At 56.1% G+C, this 17,887-nt stretch carries 14 protein-coding genes; 1 reads left to right on the forward strand and 13 read right to left on the reverse strand.

Annotated features, from left to right (window positions below; translation table 11 throughout):
* Window position 1 precedes the first annotated feature (1 nt).
* From hemA to lonB, 7 genes are all read right to left on the reverse strand, one after another.
* Window positions 2-1,399: a glutamyl-tRNA reductase gene (gene hemA, locus ACP26L_RS29040; RefSeq protein ID WP_426455136.1), complete on the reverse strand. Its 1,398-nt coding sequence runs from the start codon at window positions 1,397-1,399 to the stop codon at window positions 2-4.
* 821 nt (window positions 1,400-2,220) lie between these two features.
* Complete coding sequence (locus ACP26L_RS29045) at window positions 2,221-2,748, reverse strand: S-adenosylmethionine decarboxylase (RefSeq protein WP_426448703.1); 528 nt, start codon at window positions 2,746-2,748, stop codon at window positions 2,221-2,223.
* A gap of 106 nt (window positions 2,749-2,854) precedes the next feature.
* Window positions 2,855-3,256 carry an adenosylmethionine decarboxylase gene (speD, locus tag ACP26L_RS29050; RefSeq protein ID WP_426448705.1) on the reverse strand — a complete coding sequence of 134 codons (402 nt, stop codon included), beginning with the start codon at window positions 3,254-3,256 and terminating at the stop codon, window positions 2,855-2,857.
* Between the two features lie 411 nt (window positions 3,257-3,667).
* A complete protein-coding gene (locus ACP26L_RS29055) occupies window positions 3,668-4,255 on the reverse strand; it encodes a non-ribosomal peptide synthetase module (protein ID WP_426448706.1) in 588 nt (195 codons plus the stop codon).
* Between the two features lie 357 nt (window positions 4,256-4,612).
* Complete coding sequence (gene yihA, locus ACP26L_RS29060) at window positions 4,613-5,296, reverse strand: ribosome biogenesis GTP-binding protein YihA/YsxC (protein WP_426448708.1); 684 nt, start codon at window positions 5,294-5,296, stop codon at window positions 4,613-4,615.
* 66 nt (window positions 5,297-5,362) lie between these two features.
* On the reverse strand, window positions 5,363-7,693 hold the full coding sequence (lon, locus tag ACP26L_RS29065; RefSeq protein WP_426448710.1) for an endopeptidase La: 2,331 nt from the start codon (window positions 7,691-7,693) through the stop codon (window positions 5,363-5,365).
* Between the two features lie 124 nt (window positions 7,694-7,817).
* Window positions 7,818-9,524, reverse strand: coding sequence for an ATP-dependent protease LonB (lonB, locus tag ACP26L_RS29070; protein WP_426448712.1), 1,707 nt, complete (start codon window positions 9,522-9,524; stop codon window positions 7,818-7,820).
* Between the two features lie 189 nt (window positions 9,525-9,713).
* On the opposite strand from lonB, the gene ACP26L_RS29075 reads away from it, so the two are divergent.
* Window positions 9,714-10,475, forward strand: coding sequence for an N-acetylmuramoyl-L-alanine amidase family protein (locus ACP26L_RS29075; RefSeq protein ID WP_426448714.1), 762 nt, complete (start codon window positions 9,714-9,716; stop codon window positions 10,473-10,475).
* Between the two features lie 66 nt (window positions 10,476-10,541).
* Here the strand turns inward: ACP26L_RS29075 and ACP26L_RS29080 are convergent, their stop codons facing one another.
* The 6 genes from ACP26L_RS29080 to ACP26L_RS29105 form a co-directional block, all read right to left on the reverse strand.
* Window positions 10,542-11,306: a divergent polysaccharide deacetylase family protein gene (locus tag ACP26L_RS29080; RefSeq protein WP_426448716.1), complete on the reverse strand. Its 765-nt coding sequence runs from the start codon at window positions 11,304-11,306 to the stop codon at window positions 10,542-10,544.
* 185 nt (window positions 11,307-11,491) lie between these two features.
* Complete coding sequence (gene ispG / locus ACP26L_RS29085) at window positions 11,492-12,601, reverse strand: flavodoxin-dependent (E)-4-hydroxy-3-methylbut-2-enyl-diphosphate synthase (RefSeq protein ID WP_426448717.1); 1,110 nt, start codon at window positions 12,599-12,601, stop codon at window positions 11,492-11,494.
* 136 nt (window positions 12,602-12,737) lie between these two features.
* A complete protein-coding gene (clpX, locus tag ACP26L_RS29090; RefSeq protein ID WP_013920147.1) occupies window positions 12,738-14,003 on the reverse strand; it encodes an ATP-dependent protease ATP-binding subunit ClpX in 1,266 nt (421 codons plus the stop codon).
* A 15-nt stretch (window positions 14,004-14,018) separates the two neighbouring features.
* Window positions 14,019-14,609, reverse strand: coding sequence for an ATP-dependent Clp endopeptidase proteolytic subunit ClpP (clpP, locus tag ACP26L_RS29095; protein ID WP_013920148.1), 591 nt, complete (start codon window positions 14,607-14,609; stop codon window positions 14,019-14,021).
* A gap of 833 nt (window positions 14,610-15,442) precedes the next feature.
* Complete coding sequence (gene tig, locus ACP26L_RS29100) at window positions 15,443-16,732, reverse strand: trigger factor (RefSeq protein ID WP_426448720.1); 1,290 nt, start codon at window positions 16,730-16,732, stop codon at window positions 15,443-15,445.
* A 166-nt stretch (window positions 16,733-16,898) separates the two neighbouring features.
* Window positions 16,899-17,819, reverse strand: a complete 921-nt coding sequence (locus ACP26L_RS29105; RefSeq protein WP_426448722.1) for a hypothetical protein — start codon at window positions 17,817-17,819, stop codon at window positions 16,899-16,901.
* Between the last annotated feature and the right edge of the window lie 68 nt (window positions 17,820-17,887).

Genomic DNA, 17,887 nt, shown 5'->3' on the forward strand with positions numbered 1-17,887 from the left:
GTCAGGCTTTGGCCAGGGCATCCACAGGGGCAGGCACCCGTACTTTGCTCAGCAGTTCTTCTTTCATCCGCTCTCCGGCGGCTTCCGCTTCCTGCTGGCGCACTGCCCATTCCACCTGTTTTTGCTCGGCCAGCTGCTCCTCCAAAGCAAAAATTTGTGTGAACATCTCGAGCGCGTCATCCCCGTGACGCTCGGCGGCCATCTCTTTGATGCGGACAATGGGATCACGCAGCATCTGATTGACAATACTCTTCGTCAGCTTGCGGATGACTTTGAGCTCGCGCTCGTCGAGGTCCGGCAGCTTCTTCATGAGACTGTCCATCGTTTCTTCATGAATGGCCGAAGCCTTGGTCTGCAGCGCCTGGATCACTGGGGTAACGCCCAGCGTCCTCGTCCACTGCTCGAATGCGGCCATCTCGGCTTTGATCATCTCTTCGATCTGTGCGGCGGCTTTGTGCCGCTCTTCCAAATGTGAGTTAACAAGGGATTGGAGATTGTCGATGTCATACAGGAACACGTTCGGCATATCTCCAAGACGCGGATCCAGATCCCGCGGTACGGCAATATCAATCATGAACAGCGGCCTCGAGCGACGCCGCTGCAGAATACAGGATACCTGCTCTGCGGTGAGGACGTACCCGGCAGCCCCGGTCGACGATATCACGATATCGGCTTCCTCCAGATGATCGAGCAGCCGGTCCATCGTGCTGGCCGCCCCATTGAACTTGTCCGCAAGCTCCTTCGCCCGACTGAGCGTGCGGTTGACTACCGTTACCTTCTCCGAACCGTTCGCGTACAGATGCTTCACCGTCAGCTCGCTCATTTTGCCCGCGCCGATGATCAGCACTTTCTTGCCTTTATATGTCCCAAAGATCCGCTTGCCGAGCTCGACGGCCGCATAGCTGACCGAGACCGGATTCTCGCCGATCCCCGTTTCGGTATGGGCCCGCTTGGCCATCGTGATCGCTTGTTTGAAAAGCGTATTGAAGAGCACGCCGGTCGTCTTCTGTGTCTGGGCGAGCAGGAATGCGTCGCGCACCTGGCCGAGAATCTGGGTTTCCCCGATCACCATCGAATCGAGACCGCTGGTCACGCGGAACAGGTGGTTGATCGCCTTCTCGTTCTCGTAAACGTACAAGTGCTTGTTGAACTGCTCCTTCGGCACACCGAACCATTTCTCCATAAAGCTCCGCAAGTGGTGGCCGCACAGCTGTTGGGTGTCTACTGCTACATACAGTTCCGTCCGGTTGCAGGTGCCCACAATCACGCACTCCATGATACTCTTCGTTGCCTTCAGCTCCTCGAGCGCTCGCGGCAAATCTCCTTCGGCGAATGCAAATTTCTCTCTGATGGCTACTGGTGCTGTCCGGTAATTCAGACCCGCCACGACGATATGCATGTGGTTCACCTGCCTCCTCCTTTGAAGATGTAATCAATTATAACATACTTGTCCGACCTGCTTCGACAACATTTATGAATTTTTTTTGAGCGGTTGTTTCCCCCTAAATCCCCCAAGGGGGACCCCATGGGGCTTTGCCCCCTGGACCCCCGTCGGCTTCGAAGAGGGGTTGGGTGCGGGGATCGCTTTTCCTCCTTGCACGGAGCGGAACTCGGCGTCTCGCTTCCGCGCCGCCTCATTCTGCCCCGGAGGCAAGGATACGCTTCACGTCGTGCGGTAACATCGCAGGAACGATAACCCCGGCAGAGGCGCTCTATAGCGGTGGTGCGTGCGGGGATCGCGTCTGTTCCTGTGTGATGGTCCGCTTCCCTTCGGAAGCAGGCCATCACACAGGAACACGCTTCACGCGGGTGCAGGGCGGTGGCGCCTCGCAGGGCTCGGGGGCCGCGGGGACGGCCGACTGGCTCCTCCGGTCGCCAGCGGCCGAACACCCACACGGAGGGCAAAAGCATCAAAACATGAAGATCAAGACCGATCAAAACATGAAGATCAAGACCAGCCGGCCGCCCTACGGGCAGCGGCCCCAAGGGCATAAACAAGAATTAGATCTAGTTCAAATCTTATATTCCTAGGATACAGCATACAGAAGCTTTTATCATGAACGTCTTATGAAAAAAACATGAAGGATCGTCCGTCCAACTGCCAGATACTCTACACACTATCATGGAATATTTGATAGATCTGTGATTTAGATCACGACAGCCATAAGACGTAAGGGCCTCCGCTGTTAGTTTTTTCCCATTAGACTCAAGGTATACAGGCTAAGGCAGTTTTTTCTTCAAAAGGCGGTCAAGCTCCTCATCGGCCTCCACCAGTTCACCGTTCCGCGAGCCTGACACGCTGCCGCTCCCCGACACCAGGTCGCTGTAGGCGGTATAGATGCCGTTATAGAGGCGACCTGCGTCAGCAAGTGTCTCCTGTTCTTCCGCCTTAAGAGGACGGCTTCCGCCGGCCTGCAGACGGAGCAGGTACTGCATCAAGGTCTGCAAGGAAGGCAGCTGCGAGACTTCTCCTTCCCGGTAAGCCTGCGTCAGATGCTCGTGGGTGAACTGCGCGGAATAGACGGCTTGGCGCAGGGCGTCAAGCTCGGCCGTATCTCCTATCTTGGCGCTCTCGAGCAGGTAGCTGTTCAGCCGTTCCATCTGAAACAGCGACACCTGATAGAGCAGCTTCTCCGCCCGCTCTTGGGGAGCCCGGCCTCCCAGCAGCTCGCCGATCTGCAGCAGCGGCCACAGAATCAGGATGGCTGCAATCGCATATTTAAACCATTTGCCTCGGCTCCGCCTCATGTCCTGCCCCTCCCACTCTCCTGGAGTAGTCCTTGAGAGCATTGTATGGGACAGGGATAAAAGAAATAACCACGGATTGCTCCGTGGTTACTGTATATCATCGTTATTATTTTACCAATTGTTCTTGCTTCAGTACCGGTGTTTCGACTTGCAGTTCACCGATACCGCGAATCAGTTTCTTCGCGTGAATCGTTTCCGGCTTCAACACGGACAGCATGTGTTCGATAGCTACCTGAGGATCTACCGTCTCGCCGCAAGTGTAGCAGTCAAGAGCAGCAAAACCTCTCTCAGGATACGTGTGAATGGAGAGATGACTTTCCGACAGCAGTACCAGTACAGTTGCCCCTTGGGGTTCAAATTGCTTGGACTGAACGGACAATACAGTTGCACCACAAACCTCAGCAGCTTCTACCATTTGTGCCTGCAGCCACTCTGCATTATTCAGTAGATCAAAATCTACTCCCCAAGTGTCTACAGCTACGTGTCTTCCGAAAGTTGAGTATTCCATCCTTCCGGTTCCCCCTTCCTAGGAATAAAATGTTGTAAAAATTTCATCCGCTAGGACCTACGTCATTCACTTCCCGAGGGATAAATCTCTCGCAACATAACATGTCCTGAGTGAATCCTGGTTCCTATTTTGTTTTCAACCTTGCAACCTTGTGACTCTCGTTTGCAATCAACGAAACTAAAAATAACATCTCTTGCCCAGAAATGCAATACTTTTTTTTGAATAAGCTGTAATGATTTGTCGAGAGATTCAGGGCATATGAACAAATTATGTCCGATACCTGTCCGGTGTGAATGAAGAACGCAGTGAACGAGCCTGTTTTTAGGCATAATCCCCAAACCGGCTCGGAAGAACAGTAAACCCCGCAGCGCGGACGCTGCGGGGCAGAATGATCATATTAGGAAGTACCGGTTAAGCTTCAAGGACGAACAGCCGGTGAGTCAGCTTCTGAAGCCGCTCGTCGATATGTTCGCGAAGGGAAGCGTCCTGCAGCTCGTTTCTCAAATCGAGGAGCGAATTCACCTGGGCTTTGAGGGAAACGATCTCCTGCTCCACTTCATTCTTCAGGAACAGCATCCGCAGTTCCCCAAGGGTATCTTTATATTCATAAATCAGTTTATCGGATTGGCTGGTTTTTTCCACAATTTTGACTACTGCACCTTGCTTGTACGTGTACTCCATCGTATAGGCCGGATAAATCCGGTTGACTACGGCATCACCCTTGTATGTCGATACGGCTTTACGCATCAAATTCACGAGGTCCTTATTCCGGATGCGGCATGTGCCCTGGCAGATGTACAAGTTGTTTTTGCGCTCGAACGACAGGTTGATTTCTTCTTCCGAATCGTCCGGCAGTACCACCTCTTGGTTTCCGTTTTCTAATACTTTGACTTGCAGGGAGGCTCCTTGATCCACAAACATCTGAATAAAACTTACCATCTCGGCTTCCGTTAACTGTAGGCAGGTTTTGACGTATTCGGTCGCTAACCTATTTGCCATAAAAATCCCTCGATTCATTTTTTTCGAACCTTGCAGCCTCAACACTTTTCAGTTGTTCTATATACATTATACTACATAATTATTTAATATTCCTGCTGGTGAATCATTGATTTTCGCCGGAATTCAGAAAATTTCGCTTTCTCGCTGAAGGAGCGCTTGGTAACTTCCAAATCCCTCGCTTTCCCACACGAGTTTGTACGGTTCCCTTGTGCATTCAGACGAAACGCGCAGCTTGGTTCTCGTACTTTCGATTACCCCGGAAGCCTGTCCCTGAACCACCTGAAACTCTTCCCTATACAAAAAAACCGTCCCCCGGCCCGATCGGCCGCAGAAACGGTTTGTACGTTCTTCGAAACTTTATTGCTCCCTGTCGACTTCGGAAGCCTCTGCAGGGACAGCCAGCGGCGCTTCCGCTTCCAAGGGCAGAGCATCCCCTGAAACCGTACCCGGCGGTACATAGCCGATCCGGTCCTCAATGAGGCTCCACAGCTCGTCCTTGCCGATTCCAAGCTCCGACGAAAACAGAATCATCGGATCGTCCTTGTCCGCTCCGAGCGTCTCACGAACGATCTTGAGGTGCTTCTGCCACTTGCCGCGGGGGATCTTGTCCGCTTTCGTGACGACAATGCACAGCGGCACGCCGTTGTGCTTCAGCCACGCATACATCGCCTGGTCGTCCTTGGACGGCGGGTGGCGGACGTCAATCACCTGCAGCACCAGCTTGAGCGGCTCACGCTGCGTCAGGTACTGCTCGATGAATTTGCCCCACTTCTCCCTCTCGGTCTTGGAGACCTGTGCATACCCGTACCCCGGCAGATCCACGAAGAATAAGTCCTGATTAATCCGGTAGTAGTTGAGCTGCTGGGTCTTGCCCGGCTTGGAGGAGGTGCGGGCGAGATTCTTCCTTTGAATCATGCGGTTGATGAGCGAAGACTTGCCGACATTAGAACGCCCTGCCAGAGCAATCTCCGGCAAGGCATCGGCAGGATACTGGCTCGGACCAACCGCACTGATAACGAATTCAGCTTGATTGACTTTCATGGCGTATCCTCTCTGCAGCCGCCGGCTGGCTGTAATGTACAGCCCGGTCCGGCGGCAGTAACTATGCTAGACTCTGGCCGGTTTGACCAGGGCGTGTTCCAGTACTTCATCCATATGGGATACAGGATAGAAGGTGAGCTCGTTACGCACACTCTCCGGAATGTCGTCGATATCCTTGGCGTTGTCCTTCGGCAGGATGATCGTACGGATCCCGGCACGGTGCGCAGCCATGCACTTCTCCTTAAGCCCGCCGATCGGAAGCACCCGTCCGCGCAGCGTGATCTCGCCGGTCATCGCCACATGGCGGGAGACCGGAATATTGGTCAGCGCGGAGATCAGCGCGGTGCCCATCGTGATGCCTGCAGACGGGCCGTCCTTCGGAATGGCGCCCTCCGGAATATGGATATGAATATCGAACTTCTCATGGAAGTCCGGCTGGATATGGAACTGCTCCACCCGCGAACGGGTATAGCTGAATGCCGCCTGCGCGGATTCCTTCATGACGTCGCCAAGCTTACCGGTCAAGGTCAGCTTGCCGTTGCCCGGCATGACGGTAACCTCGATGACCAGCGTATCGCCGCCGACCTCCGTCCAGGCAAGGCCCGTAACGGCGCCGACCTGATCCCGCTCCTCAGCCATGCCGAAACGGAATTTCGGATTGCCCAGGAAATCCTTGAGGTTCTCCGCCGTCACATGCACGGTCGATGCGCCGCCGACGATCTGTTTGGCCCCTTTGCGGCAGATCGAAGAGATCTGCTGCTCCAGGTTCCGCACTCCCGCTTCGCGGGTGTACTCGCGTACCGTACGCATCAGAGCGGCTTCATCCACGACGAGCTGCCCATCCTCCAGACCATGGTCGCGCTGCTGCTTCGGCAGCAGGTACTTTTTGCCGATATGCAGCTTCTCCACCTCGGTATAGCCCGGGATATAGAGCACTTCCATCCGGTCGAGCAGCGGACGCGGAATGTTCTGGATGACGTTCGCCGTCGTAATGAACATGACGTTCGAGAGATCGAACGGCACTTCGATGTAATGGTCACTGAACGTGCCGTTCTGCTCCGGATCGAGTACCTCAAGGAGGGCTGAAGCCGGGTCGCCGCGGAAATCCATCGCCATCTTATCAATCTCGTCAAGGAGGAAGACCGGGTTATTCGTGCCCGCCGTCTTCATCCCCTGGATAATCCGGCCCGGCATCGCACCGACATAGGTGCGCCGGTGTCCCCGGATCTCCGCCTCGTCCCGGACGCCGCCGAGCGAGATGCGCACGAATTCACGGCCGAGCGATCTGGCGATGGAACGCGCGATAGACGTTTTACCTACCCCCGGAGGACCTGCAAGGCACAGAATCGGTCCCTTAAGCTTCTTGACGAGCTTCTGCACCGCCAAGTATTCCAGGACACGCTCCTTGGGCTTCTCTAGCCCATAGTGGTCCTCGTTAAGGATCTCTTCCGCCTTCTGGATATCGAGATCGTCCTCGGTCTCGTTATTCCACGGCAGGCCGAGCAGCCAGTCGATATAGTTGCGGATGACGGAGCCCTCTGCCGAGGTCGCCGGCATCTTCTCGAGCCGGTCGATCTCCTTCTCGATCTTCTCGCGCACCTTCTCCGGAACGCCGCTTTCGGCCAGCTGGCTGCGCAGATCCTCCACTTCGCCCGCACGGCCTTCCTTGTCGCCAAGCTCCTTCTGGATCGCCTTCATCTGCTCGCGGAGATAGTATTCCTTCTGCGTCTTCTCCATTTGCTTCTTCACGCGCTGGGAGATCTTGCGCTCGAGCTCGAGCACTTCCCGCTCGTTGTTCAGAATCGACAGCAGCTTCTCCAGGCGGTCCTTCACATTCACGGTCTCGAGAATTTCCTGCTTATCTTTGATCTTAAGGGAGAGATGACTGCAGATGACATCGGCCAGACGGCCCGGTTCATCAATATCGGAAACCGCCGCAAGTGTCTCCGGCGTCACTTTCTTCGAAAGGTTGATATAATGCTCGAACTGGTTCAGAACCGTCCGCATGAGCGCATCGATCTCGGGATCGGATGTCTCCAGCTCAGGCAGTTCCTTCACGGTCACTTCGTAGTATTCTTCGTTGTTCAAAAATTCGGTAATTTCGGCCCGTACGACACCCTCGACGAGCACCCGGATTGTCCCGTTGGGCAGCTTCAGCATCTGCCTCACTTTGGCGATGGTGCCGACCCGGTAGATGTCCTCGGTCTTCGGTTCTTCGATGTTCACTTCCGACTGCGAGCAGAGCAGGATCATGCTGTCGTCGACCATGGCCTTCTCCAGGGCGCGAACCGACTTCTCTCTGCCAACGTCCAAGTGAAGCACCATACTCGGATATACGAGCAGCCCCCGAAGCGGCAGCAGCGGCAAACGCCGCGTTTTATGTTTACTCGGTCCCATCCCGCGAGCACCTCCAGACTAAGGGTACAATGCTGTAACTCTCATTTTAACAAAATCCCTTTCAAAACACCAATGAGCCCTTGTGTGTTCCGCCCGGAGAAAAAGAGAGACGCCGTACGCCCCCTCAGGGCGCATCGGCGTGCAAAATCGTAACGGAAGCGGGAGACAGCCCATCCTGCGGCAGCGTGACCGTCTCCTCTGTCAGCACAAACTCCTGACCCAGGGCATGATGCAGCGCCTCTTCAATGGACTCGACGGGGATGACCTGAAGCCCGTTCAGCCCGGCGAAGATCTCCTGCCAGTTCTCCTTGGGAATGATGACCTTCGTTGCGCCCGCCTGGAAGGCCGCCTCGACCTTGGCGATGACGCCGCCTACCGGCTTGATCCGTCCGTGAATGGAGATTTCACCGGTCATCGCCAGATGGTTGTCGACCGCCACCCCGCGGATCGCCGAGGTAATGGCCACGGCCATCGAGACACCGGCGGAAGGACCGTCGATCGGCGTCCCTCCCGGGAAATTGATGTGTAGATCGTAATTCTGCGGCTTAATATTCAACCGGCGGAGTACGGTCAGCACGTTCTCCACAGAGCCGCGTGCCATGCTCTTGCGGCGCAGCGTCCGGGAGCCGCCCCCCATCTCCTCTTCATCCACAACACCCGTAATCGTGAACTGGCCGGCACCCGGCTCTGCCGCTGGAATGGCCGTCACCTCGATATCCATCAGCGTTCCAAGATTCGGTCCGTAGACGGCAAGCCCATTAACCAATCCCACCTCCGGCTGCCCGGAGATTTTCTTCTCGGGGCGAGGTGGAATCTGGGAGGAGTTCACAACCCACTCGATGTCGGCCGCCGTGACTTCGCGCCGCTGGTCCGTCAGCGCCATGCCGGCTGCCAGCTGAATCACATTGACGGCTTCACGGCCGTTCGTCGCATACTTCTTCACGACTTCAATCGCAGATTCGCTGACCGGAAAACCGATTTTTTGCAGCGCCTTCGTCGCGATATCCCCAATCTCACCCGGCAGGAGCGGACGGAAGTAGATCTCCATGCAGCGCGAGCGGATCGCCGGCGGCAGCTCCTGGGGATTGCGGGTCGTCGCCCCGACCAGACGGAAGTCCGCGGGAAGCCCGTTCTGAAACACATCATGAATGTAACCGGGGACATTGGAATCCTCGGAATTGTAATAGGCGCTCTCCAGGAAGACCTTGCGGTCCTCCAGTACCTTTAATAATTTATTCATCTGATGCGGATGCAATTCACCGATCTCGTCAATAAACAAAATGCCGCCGTGCGCCTTGGTCACAGCCCCCGGCTTCGGCTGGGGAATGCCGGCGACGCCCATGGCGCCGGCCCCTTGATAGATCGGATCGTGGACGGACCCGATCAGCGGATCGGCAATCCCGCGCTCGTCAAACCGGGCGGTGGTGGCATCGATCTCGTGGAACTTCGCATCCGGCCGGAAAGGGGACTCCGGGTTTTTCTTCGCTTCTTCGAGAATGACCCGGGCTGCCGCGGTTTTCCCCACCCCCGGCGGACCGTAGACGATCACGTGCTGCGGATTGGCTCCGCACAAGGCTGCCTTCAGAGCCCGCAGGCCTTCCTTCTGGCCCACGATATCTTCCATGGCAGAAGGCCTCGTTTTCTCCGCGAGCGGCTTGTTCAGGGAAATGGAGCGGAGCTTGCGCAGCTTCTCGAGCTCTTTCTTCGACTCTTTATCCACGGCGGTGCGGTTCGTCTGTTGGTTGCGCAGCAAATTCCAGAAATACATCCCGATAACAATGGCAAAAAACAGCTGAACGACCATCATTACAACAGTGATACTCAAGGACATCAGGCCTCCCATCGTCGCAGCCTACCCGGCATTCCGGACAGCCGCAACCATTCAATTATATATTTGGTAGTATTGCCCTGTCATGGAAGCGTTAATCCCGGTGCGGAGAGAAACTTTTTGGGGGATGCTAATCAGGCTGAATAACCAGAGTTCCATCCTGAGATAAGCCTGCGAAGGAGGAAGAACAAGGTGAAACCACGCAGACCCGCAAGAATCTGGATTCCTCTGCTGCTGGCCGGGCTGGCATCCGGCATCCTTCCCGGCTTCGAGCCTAAACCTATGGAGCTTCCGCACGAGGCTTCCCCTTGGCCTTCGGTCGATCAGCTGCTGCTGCCCGAGATCCGGACGGATCATCCGGCCCTGTCCCAAACCGATATCCTGATTGACGTCGGTCACGGAGGTATAGACGGAGGAACCGTGTATGGGGACATCCTCGAGAAGCATATCAATCTGGCTGTCGCCCGGCGGACCTATGAAGCGCTGCGGAGCAGCGGCTATACGGTGCTGCTCAACCGTTCGGAGGACTACGCCCTGAGCAGCGACAACCACTGGCTGAACAGCCGTTCGCGTCACCTCAAGGACTTGGCCCAGCGCAGCCACCTGGCCCAGGAAGTGAGTCCGCAGGTTATGATCTCCCTGCATGTGAATTCGGCGAAGCATCCGTCCAAACGCGGCGCCCTGCTCATCCACCAGAAAAGCAAGGAAAGCGGGAAGCTGGCCCTCTGCCTGCAGGAGGCGCTGAACCCGATCTACGGCACCACTACCGAGCCCATCTACGGCCGTTCCTATTACCTACTGAAGCATGTGAAAGCCCCCTCCGTGATTGTGGAAATGGGATATCTGACCAACGCCGAGGACCGGCTTCTGCTGACCGATCCCGCTTCACAGCAGAAGATCGCCGAACACATCGCCGCCGGCGTACGAACGTACCTGGACGTTCATGCCCGCTGAGTCCGCTCTCCCAGTACGGGAAAGAGCCGGACCCTCTACGGTATCCGGCTCCGGCCGCTCCCCGGTCTAGGGAATGCGCATTGTCTCCGAGATGGGGACAAAGACCGCACCCTGCCCCTGCAGAACCGGGATCGACTCCTTTAATACGGAGGCGGTGTGTTTGCCCGGCGGTCCCACGTGACCGATCAGTACGGTCACCTCATGACTTTTGACGTGCTTCTGCACCTTTAGTGCCTGCTTCAAGATGTGACTTCGCGTATAGATATCATCCATGAATATATGGTTTTCCGCTGTTTTCACGCCGATCTCCTTGGATAATTTGCGCACCACACTCTTGTCCGTTGTGCGGCTGTCCAGGAAAAACAACCCCCGTTCGGCGCATACTTGGAGAATCACACGCATGACCCGCTCATCGGCCGTAGCCCTGGAGCCCATGTGATTGTTGAGGCCGATGGCATGCGGCACATCCTCAATGGCGGAGATCACGCGCCCGCGGATCTCTTCGTCCGTCAGCCGGGTTGTAATCGCCCCCGGGCCCAGCCAGCTGGCCTTCCCTTTACGCGGCTCCATCGGCAGATGCACGAGCACTTCCTTCCCGAGCGAATGTGCTTTCTCCGCATCCGCTTTGGTGGTGGGCAGAAACGGCATCACGGCTGCTGCGAAGGGAATGGACAGCTCGAACATCTGCTCCGTCCCCGTCATGGCGTTCCCGAAGTCATCGATCACGACAGCCACGCGCTTCTGGACCGGTTCCTCGGCATGGCCGACCGGGCTGATGGCGGCTGCTGCCATGACAGCTCCAAGCGTTAAAGCGATCCACTGTTTTTTCATGTCATCCCTCCTCTTGTCCTCACTGCTCTCCCTGTTATTTCCTACCCTCGCTCCTTTTATGCGTCGCCAGACGAACAGCAAGGAGGGGCAGCGAAAAAAAGAAAAAGCCCTGTATGCGCAGTTCCGTCATGCGGCTCTGTCGTACAGGACTTCATTTTCTTGAAGATCTAACTGGCTTGGTGCGGTTACACGCCCGCGTGATGCTTGCGCCCCGGAATCTCTCCCGTACGCTCAAAGTGCTCGACGATCACATCGATTTCTTTCTTCAGCTCATTCAGCAGCTCGGCTTCCGGTACCTTGCGGATCATTTCCCCGTACCGGAACAGCATCCCCTCTCCACGGGCGCCTGCGATCCCGATATCGGCTTCCCGCGCTTCGCCCGGCCCGTTCACCGCGCAGCCCAGTACCGATACCTTGATCGGCACCTTAAGCTTCGAGATGTAGGCTTCCACTTCGTTGGCGATGGAGAAGAGGTCGATGTCGAGACGGCCGCAGGTCGGGCAGGAGACGAGCGTCGCCGCATTCGTGATGAGGCCGAAGCTCTTCAGCAGCTCGCGGCACACCTTCACTTCTTCGACCGGGTCGGCACTGAGGGAGATGCGGATCGTCGAACCGATGCCCATGCTGAGCAGGGCGCCAAGGCCCGCCGCGCTCTTGACCGTACCGGAGAAGAGCGTACCCGCTTCTGTAATGCCGAGATGCAGCGGGTACTTGAAGGCCGAAGCCGCTTTGGTGTAGGCCGCAATGGCCATCGGCACGTCAGAAGCCTTGAGCGATACGATGATGTCCCGGAAGTCGAGCTCCTCGAGGATCCCGATATGGTAGAGCGCACTCTCTACCATCGCTTCGGGCGTAGGGTAGCCGTACTTCTCCAGCAGATGGTTCTCCAGGGAACCGGCGTTGACGCCGATCCGGATTGGAATCCCTCTCTCCTTGCAGGCCTTCACGACGGCTTCCACCTTCTCGCGGCGTCCGATATTGCCCGGGTTGATCCGGACCTTATCGATGCCGTTCTCAATGGCCATCAGGGCCAGACGGTGATCGAAGTGAATGTCCGCTACCAGGGGAATCGAGATTTGCTTCTTGATCTCCTTGATCGCTTCCGCCGCTTCCTTGTTGTTCACGGTGACGCGGACAATCTGGCAGCCTGCCTCTTCGAGCCGGTGGATCTCGGCGACCGTTGCCTTCACATCGGCTGTCTTCGTGGTGCACATGCTCTGGATGATCACGTCGTTGCTGCCGCCGATCGTCAGGTTCCCGACCCGGACCGGTACCGTCTCTGTTCTATGGAACATGAATTATTTTCTCTCCCATGATACCAAACATCCTCCGCTCCGAAGACATGCCCCGGAAAGATCTTCCTGGGCACCGAACAGCTTCGGATTGGAGGTGTTTGGTCTTATAGTATTACGCGCTCACGAGGCTGGCCGCTTACGCGCTTTCTTCTTTCTTCTTCACAGACTGGGCATCGACTGCCGTAATCTGCGGAGCGATCTTCGCCTGCACCGCTTCTTTCGTCACGATGCATTTCGAATTCTCGCCGCGGGAAGGCGCTTCGTACATCACGTCGAGCATGATGCCCTCAATGATGGCACGCAGGCCCCGTGCGCCGGTGTTGCGCTTGATCGCTTCTTTCGCGATCTCCTCCAGCGCTTCCGCATCGAATTCGAGCGTCAGGTTATCCATGTCAAGCAGCTTCTGATACTGCTTCACCAGGGCGTTCTTCGGCTCGGTCAGGATGCGGACCAGTGCTGCTTCATCAAGCGGCTCGAGGGTCGAGATGACCGGGAGACGGCCGACGAATTCCGGAATGAGACCGAACTTCAGAAGGTCCTCAGGCAGCACCAAAGAAAGGTACTCGCCTGGCTTCAGGTCGGCTTTGAAGCCGTCCGTGCCGAAGCCGATGACTTTCTTGCCGATCCGGCGCTTGATGATCTGCTCGAGGCCGTCGAAGGCACCGCCGCAGATAAACAGGATGTTCGTCGTATCGATCTGGATAAACTCCTGATGCGGATGCTTGCGCCCGCCCTGCGGAGGAACGGAAGCTACCGTACCTTCGAGGATTTTCAGGAGCGCCTGCTGCACGCCTTCACCCGAGACGTCGCGGGTAATGGACGGGTTCTCCGACTTGCGGGCCACTTTATCGATTTCGTCGATATAGATGATGCCGCGCTCGGCCTTCTCCACGTCGTAGTCCGCCGCCTGGATCAGCTTCAGCAGGATGTTCTCGACGTCCTCGCCTACGTAGCCGGCTTCCGTCAAGGAAGTGGCGTCAGCGATGGCAAACGGTACGTTGAGAATCTTCGCCAGCGTCTGGGCCAGGAGCGTCTTCCCGCTTCCTGTAGGACCGACGAGCACGATGTTCGACTTCTGCAGCTCGACGTCCTCCACCTTGCCCTGCTGGGAGTTGATCCGCTTGTAGTGGTTGTATACGGCTACGGAGAGGGATTTCTTCGCCTGCTCCTGGCCGATGACGTAGGAATCCAGGATCGCCCGAATCTCCATCGGCTTCGGAACGTCCTTGAGGTCCAGCTCTTCCTCGTGGCCCAGTTCCTCTTCTACGATTTCAGTGCAGAGCTCGATGCACTCGTCGCATATATAAACGCCGGGACCGGCTACCAGCTTACGCACCTGTTCCTGCGATTTGCCGCAGAAGGAGCATTTCAGCTGACCTTTTTCATCGTTAAATTTAAACATGGGATCACTCCTTTTCTAGGTCAGGTCACTGCGAGTGATGACCGCATCAATGAGCCCGTACTCCTTGGCTTCCGCCGCGCTCATGAAGTTGTCTCGGTCGGTGTCGCGTTCGATTTTGTCGTAAGGCTGTCCCGTACGCGCCACATAAATTTCATTGAGCTTGCGCTTCGTCTTGATGATCCAGTCGGCGTGGATCTTGATATCCGACGCCTGGCCGCGCACGCCGCCGAGCGGCTGGTGGATCATCACTTCGCTGTTCGGCAGGGCAAAGCGTTTGCCCGGTGCGCCGGCCGTCAGCAGAAGCGAGCCCATGCTGGCCGCGAGGCCTACGCAGATGGTCGAAACGTCCGGTTTAATAAATTGCATTGTATCATAAATACCCATCCCGGCGGTTACCGAACCACCCGGCGAGTTAATGTACAGATGGATGTCCTTATCCGGATCCGTTGCCGCTAGGAAGAGCAGTTGGGCAATGACCAGGTTTGCGACGTCATCGTCAATTGCGCTGCCCAAAAAGATAATGCGGTCCTTGAGCAAGCGCGAATAAATATCATAAGAGCGCTCGCCGCGGCCTTCTTGTTCCACAACCATTGGTACCAGAGTCATCTATTCCAACCCCTTTACTCCATGAAATGCAGTGCGTTATGTGCCTTACTTTGGTATTGTAGCATAAATCTTCGGCAAAAGCCCATCATCCCCCTAAATCCCCCTTCCAAGGGGGACCCCATGGGCTGCCGCCCCTGGACCCCGCTAAGTTCAAGGAACGTCGGCGTGGACAGGAGAGGTGCTTCGATGCAGGTGCGGCGGGGGATCGCGTCCGTCCTTTGTGCCGGCTTGCCCTCCCTCGGGCCAAGCCGGCACAAAGGACACGCTTCTCGGTGGGCGGGTAACGGGAAAACCGGCGGCTTCATAGCCCGTCGATTCCTCCGGGCGCGAAGCCGAAAGAAGCGAACCCGAAGGACGTAAAGCCGAAGGACGTAAAGCCGAAGGGCGATAAACCAGCGGCTTCATGGCCCGTCGATTCCTCCGGGCGCGAAGCCGAAAGAAGCGAAGCCCAAGAGCGTAAAGCCCAAGAGCGCGAAGCCGTAGGCCGAAAAGCCGAACGGAGTGAAGCCGAAACAGCAGTGGCTTAGAGACGAAAATGGCTGCTGGGCGGCACATCCCTATCGGGAGCGGACGAACAGCAGACAGCGGCAAAACCTTATGTCTTCCTATGTACTTACGAAATCTTCATATGTATGGATCAGTATGGCTCAAGTGCTTATGTTCTATGTACCACTTTTGGGGCTTTTTGAAACGGTTGGCTGCAAGCTTAGTGCTTCCAAACTTATCGCTTGGGGTAATCCGCGTTTTTAGGGTAAAACAAAGGCACGCTTGTGGATCACACGTGCCTTTGCTCTATCTCTATAGTACGCGGTAAGCGTTAGGCGCGCCTAAGCTTAAGCCGATTTGCTGTTGTCAACCAGGAATGCCACGGTCTTGCGGGTGATGATGTCCGACAGAAGCGTGGACAGGTTGCCGTTGGAAGTGAAGATACTGCGGATCTCGGCTGCGGAACGGCCGTACATGCCGGCCAGGTTCTCGAACTCGGCGTTGATCTCTTCCTCGGTTACCTCGATGCCTTCCTTCTTCGCGATGGCTTCCAGAACCAGGTTGTTGCGAACGCGCTTCTCAGCGTCGCCGCGCATTTGACCTTTGAGGTCATCGGCGCTTTGACCGGTGAACTGGTAGTACATGTCAATGTTCATGCCTTGCGTACGCAGACGGTTTTCGAATTCCTTCAGCATTTGCTCGGTTTCGTCATTGATCATGACTTCCGGAATGTCCACTGTAGCGGAAGCAGCGACCTTTTCAACCACGTCAGCTTCCTTCTTGGACTTCCCTTCGTTCTCCTTGCGCTCTTGAAGCTTCTTCTGGAGATCGGCTTTGTACTCGTCCAGCGTTTCGAACTCGCTTACGTCCTTCGCGAACTCATCGTCGAGCTCAGGCAGGTTCTTGCGCTTGATGTCGTGCAGTACGATCTTGAATACCGCTTCTTTGCCCTTCAGCTCTTCGGAGTGGTAGTTCTCCGGGAAGGTTACCGTGATATCCTTCTCGCCGCCCTTGTCAAGGCCGACTACCTGCTCTTCGAAGCCAGGGATAAAGCTGCCGGAGCCAAGCTCGAGGGAATATCTCTCGGCTTTGCCGCCTTCGAATGCTACGCCGTCAACAAAACCTTCGAAGTCGATGACAACGACATCGCCGTTTTGTGCAGCGCCTTCTTCAACTGGAACCAGCTCGGCGTGACGGTTTTGCAATTTTTGGAGTTCCTCTTGCACTTCTTCAGCCGAAACTTCGAAAGATACGGACTCGAGTTCGAGGCCTTTGTACTCGCCGAGCTCCACTTCTGGCTTCACGACAACCTTCGCTTTGAATTTCAGCGTCTGGCCCTTCGCGAACTGCTCAACGTCTACTTCAGGACGGTCTACAGGCTCGATGCCCGTCTCGTTCACAGCGGCTACATAAGCATCGGGAACGATGAAATCCAGTGCGTCTTGATACAGGCTCTCCACGCCGAATTTGGATTCAAAAATAGCGCGGGGCACTTTGCCCTTGCGGAAACCCGGGACGTTCACTTTTTGTACGACTTTCTTGAATGCCTTGTCCAGAGCGGCGGCCACCTGTTCCGCTTCGACTTCAATATCAAGAACTCCAACGTTCTTCTCTATCTTTTCCCAGCTTGCTTTCATTTTATGCTTTCCCCTCCAAAAATTATCCATCGCAATTTTGTCACGCGGCAGTGCCATGAAACTGCCACGGACGAGCCTGCCAATATAACCATTCCATTATAACCATATTATAACGCCTTTTCAAGGCTTGTCCTTGAGGCGCTTTCAGGCCAAGGGCCCGGGAGCCTCAAGGCCTCCGGGTAAACATCGTGTGGGCGAAGAGCTGCATCGTCCGGTAGGCCTGCTCCCACTGGAACATAAGATCGCTTGTAATCCCGTACAATTCAAAAATCTCCTCCCGGTCTCCCCCGTCGAATACCTTCTCGAGAAGGGTCAGGTGGAGTGCGGCGGCCCATAAATCCACACAGGCGGGATCCTGCTTCAGCATCTGCCGGTAGGCCGAGGTTCCGTATACGAAGGCCAGAAATTCATTCCACGTCTCCGCAGCAAAATAAGATAAGGCCGGATACTGCATTTCACTGATTTCCTGCACTCTTGCAATAATTTCCTGGATCTGCGCCGGGAACTGGTCGAAGCCCGCCGGCGTCTCCTCGATCTCGATCTCCGTCGTTTCCCCGTTTTTCGTCAGGGTCAGGGTTCCGCTCACGCCCCTTTTGCGCAGCGTCTGCAGGGTTTTGAACTGGATCAGGGGATGCATCGGACGCTCCGCCACCCATTCCAGCAGCGCATCATCTATGGCCGGATGATCCAGGAAGGCCAGCTGGTCGAGGGCCAGCAGCTGCTTATCCACCGCCTCTTGGTGCATCAGGTGCTCAAGCAGCTTCTCCGCATACTCCGCACTGTCTTCGTGCTTGCCGTTCAAGTGCTGCCGCAGCAGCTCCTCCTCGTTCCACTCTTCATCCTCGTCCGTTCCCTCGTGCCCTTCCCCGTGAAACATGACATCCGGAAACATCATCTGAAGCCAGTCGAGGAGCGACTGCCATTCTTCCCGGGCCTTCTCATCGACTGTCCGGCAGGAGAGGAGAAACTGCAGCAGCCGGGTCGTCTCCCCGTACCGCTCGGATTCGAGCAGCCGGGTCAGCTCGAATTGGTAATATTCAACCGTCTTCGGAAAAAGAATGACGTTGTCGCTTGGCTGCCCGCTCATCTTGCACCGTCCTTCCCGCTAGGGCATCTATGAAAGCCAGTGTACCCGAAATAGCCCGTGAAAGCAAA

Origin of the sequence: Paenibacillus sp. S-38, assembly GCF_049942825.1 — a bacterium.
In the GTDB taxonomy this organism is placed as follows: Bacteria; Bacillota; Bacilli; order Paenibacillales; family NBRC-103111; genus Paenibacillus_G.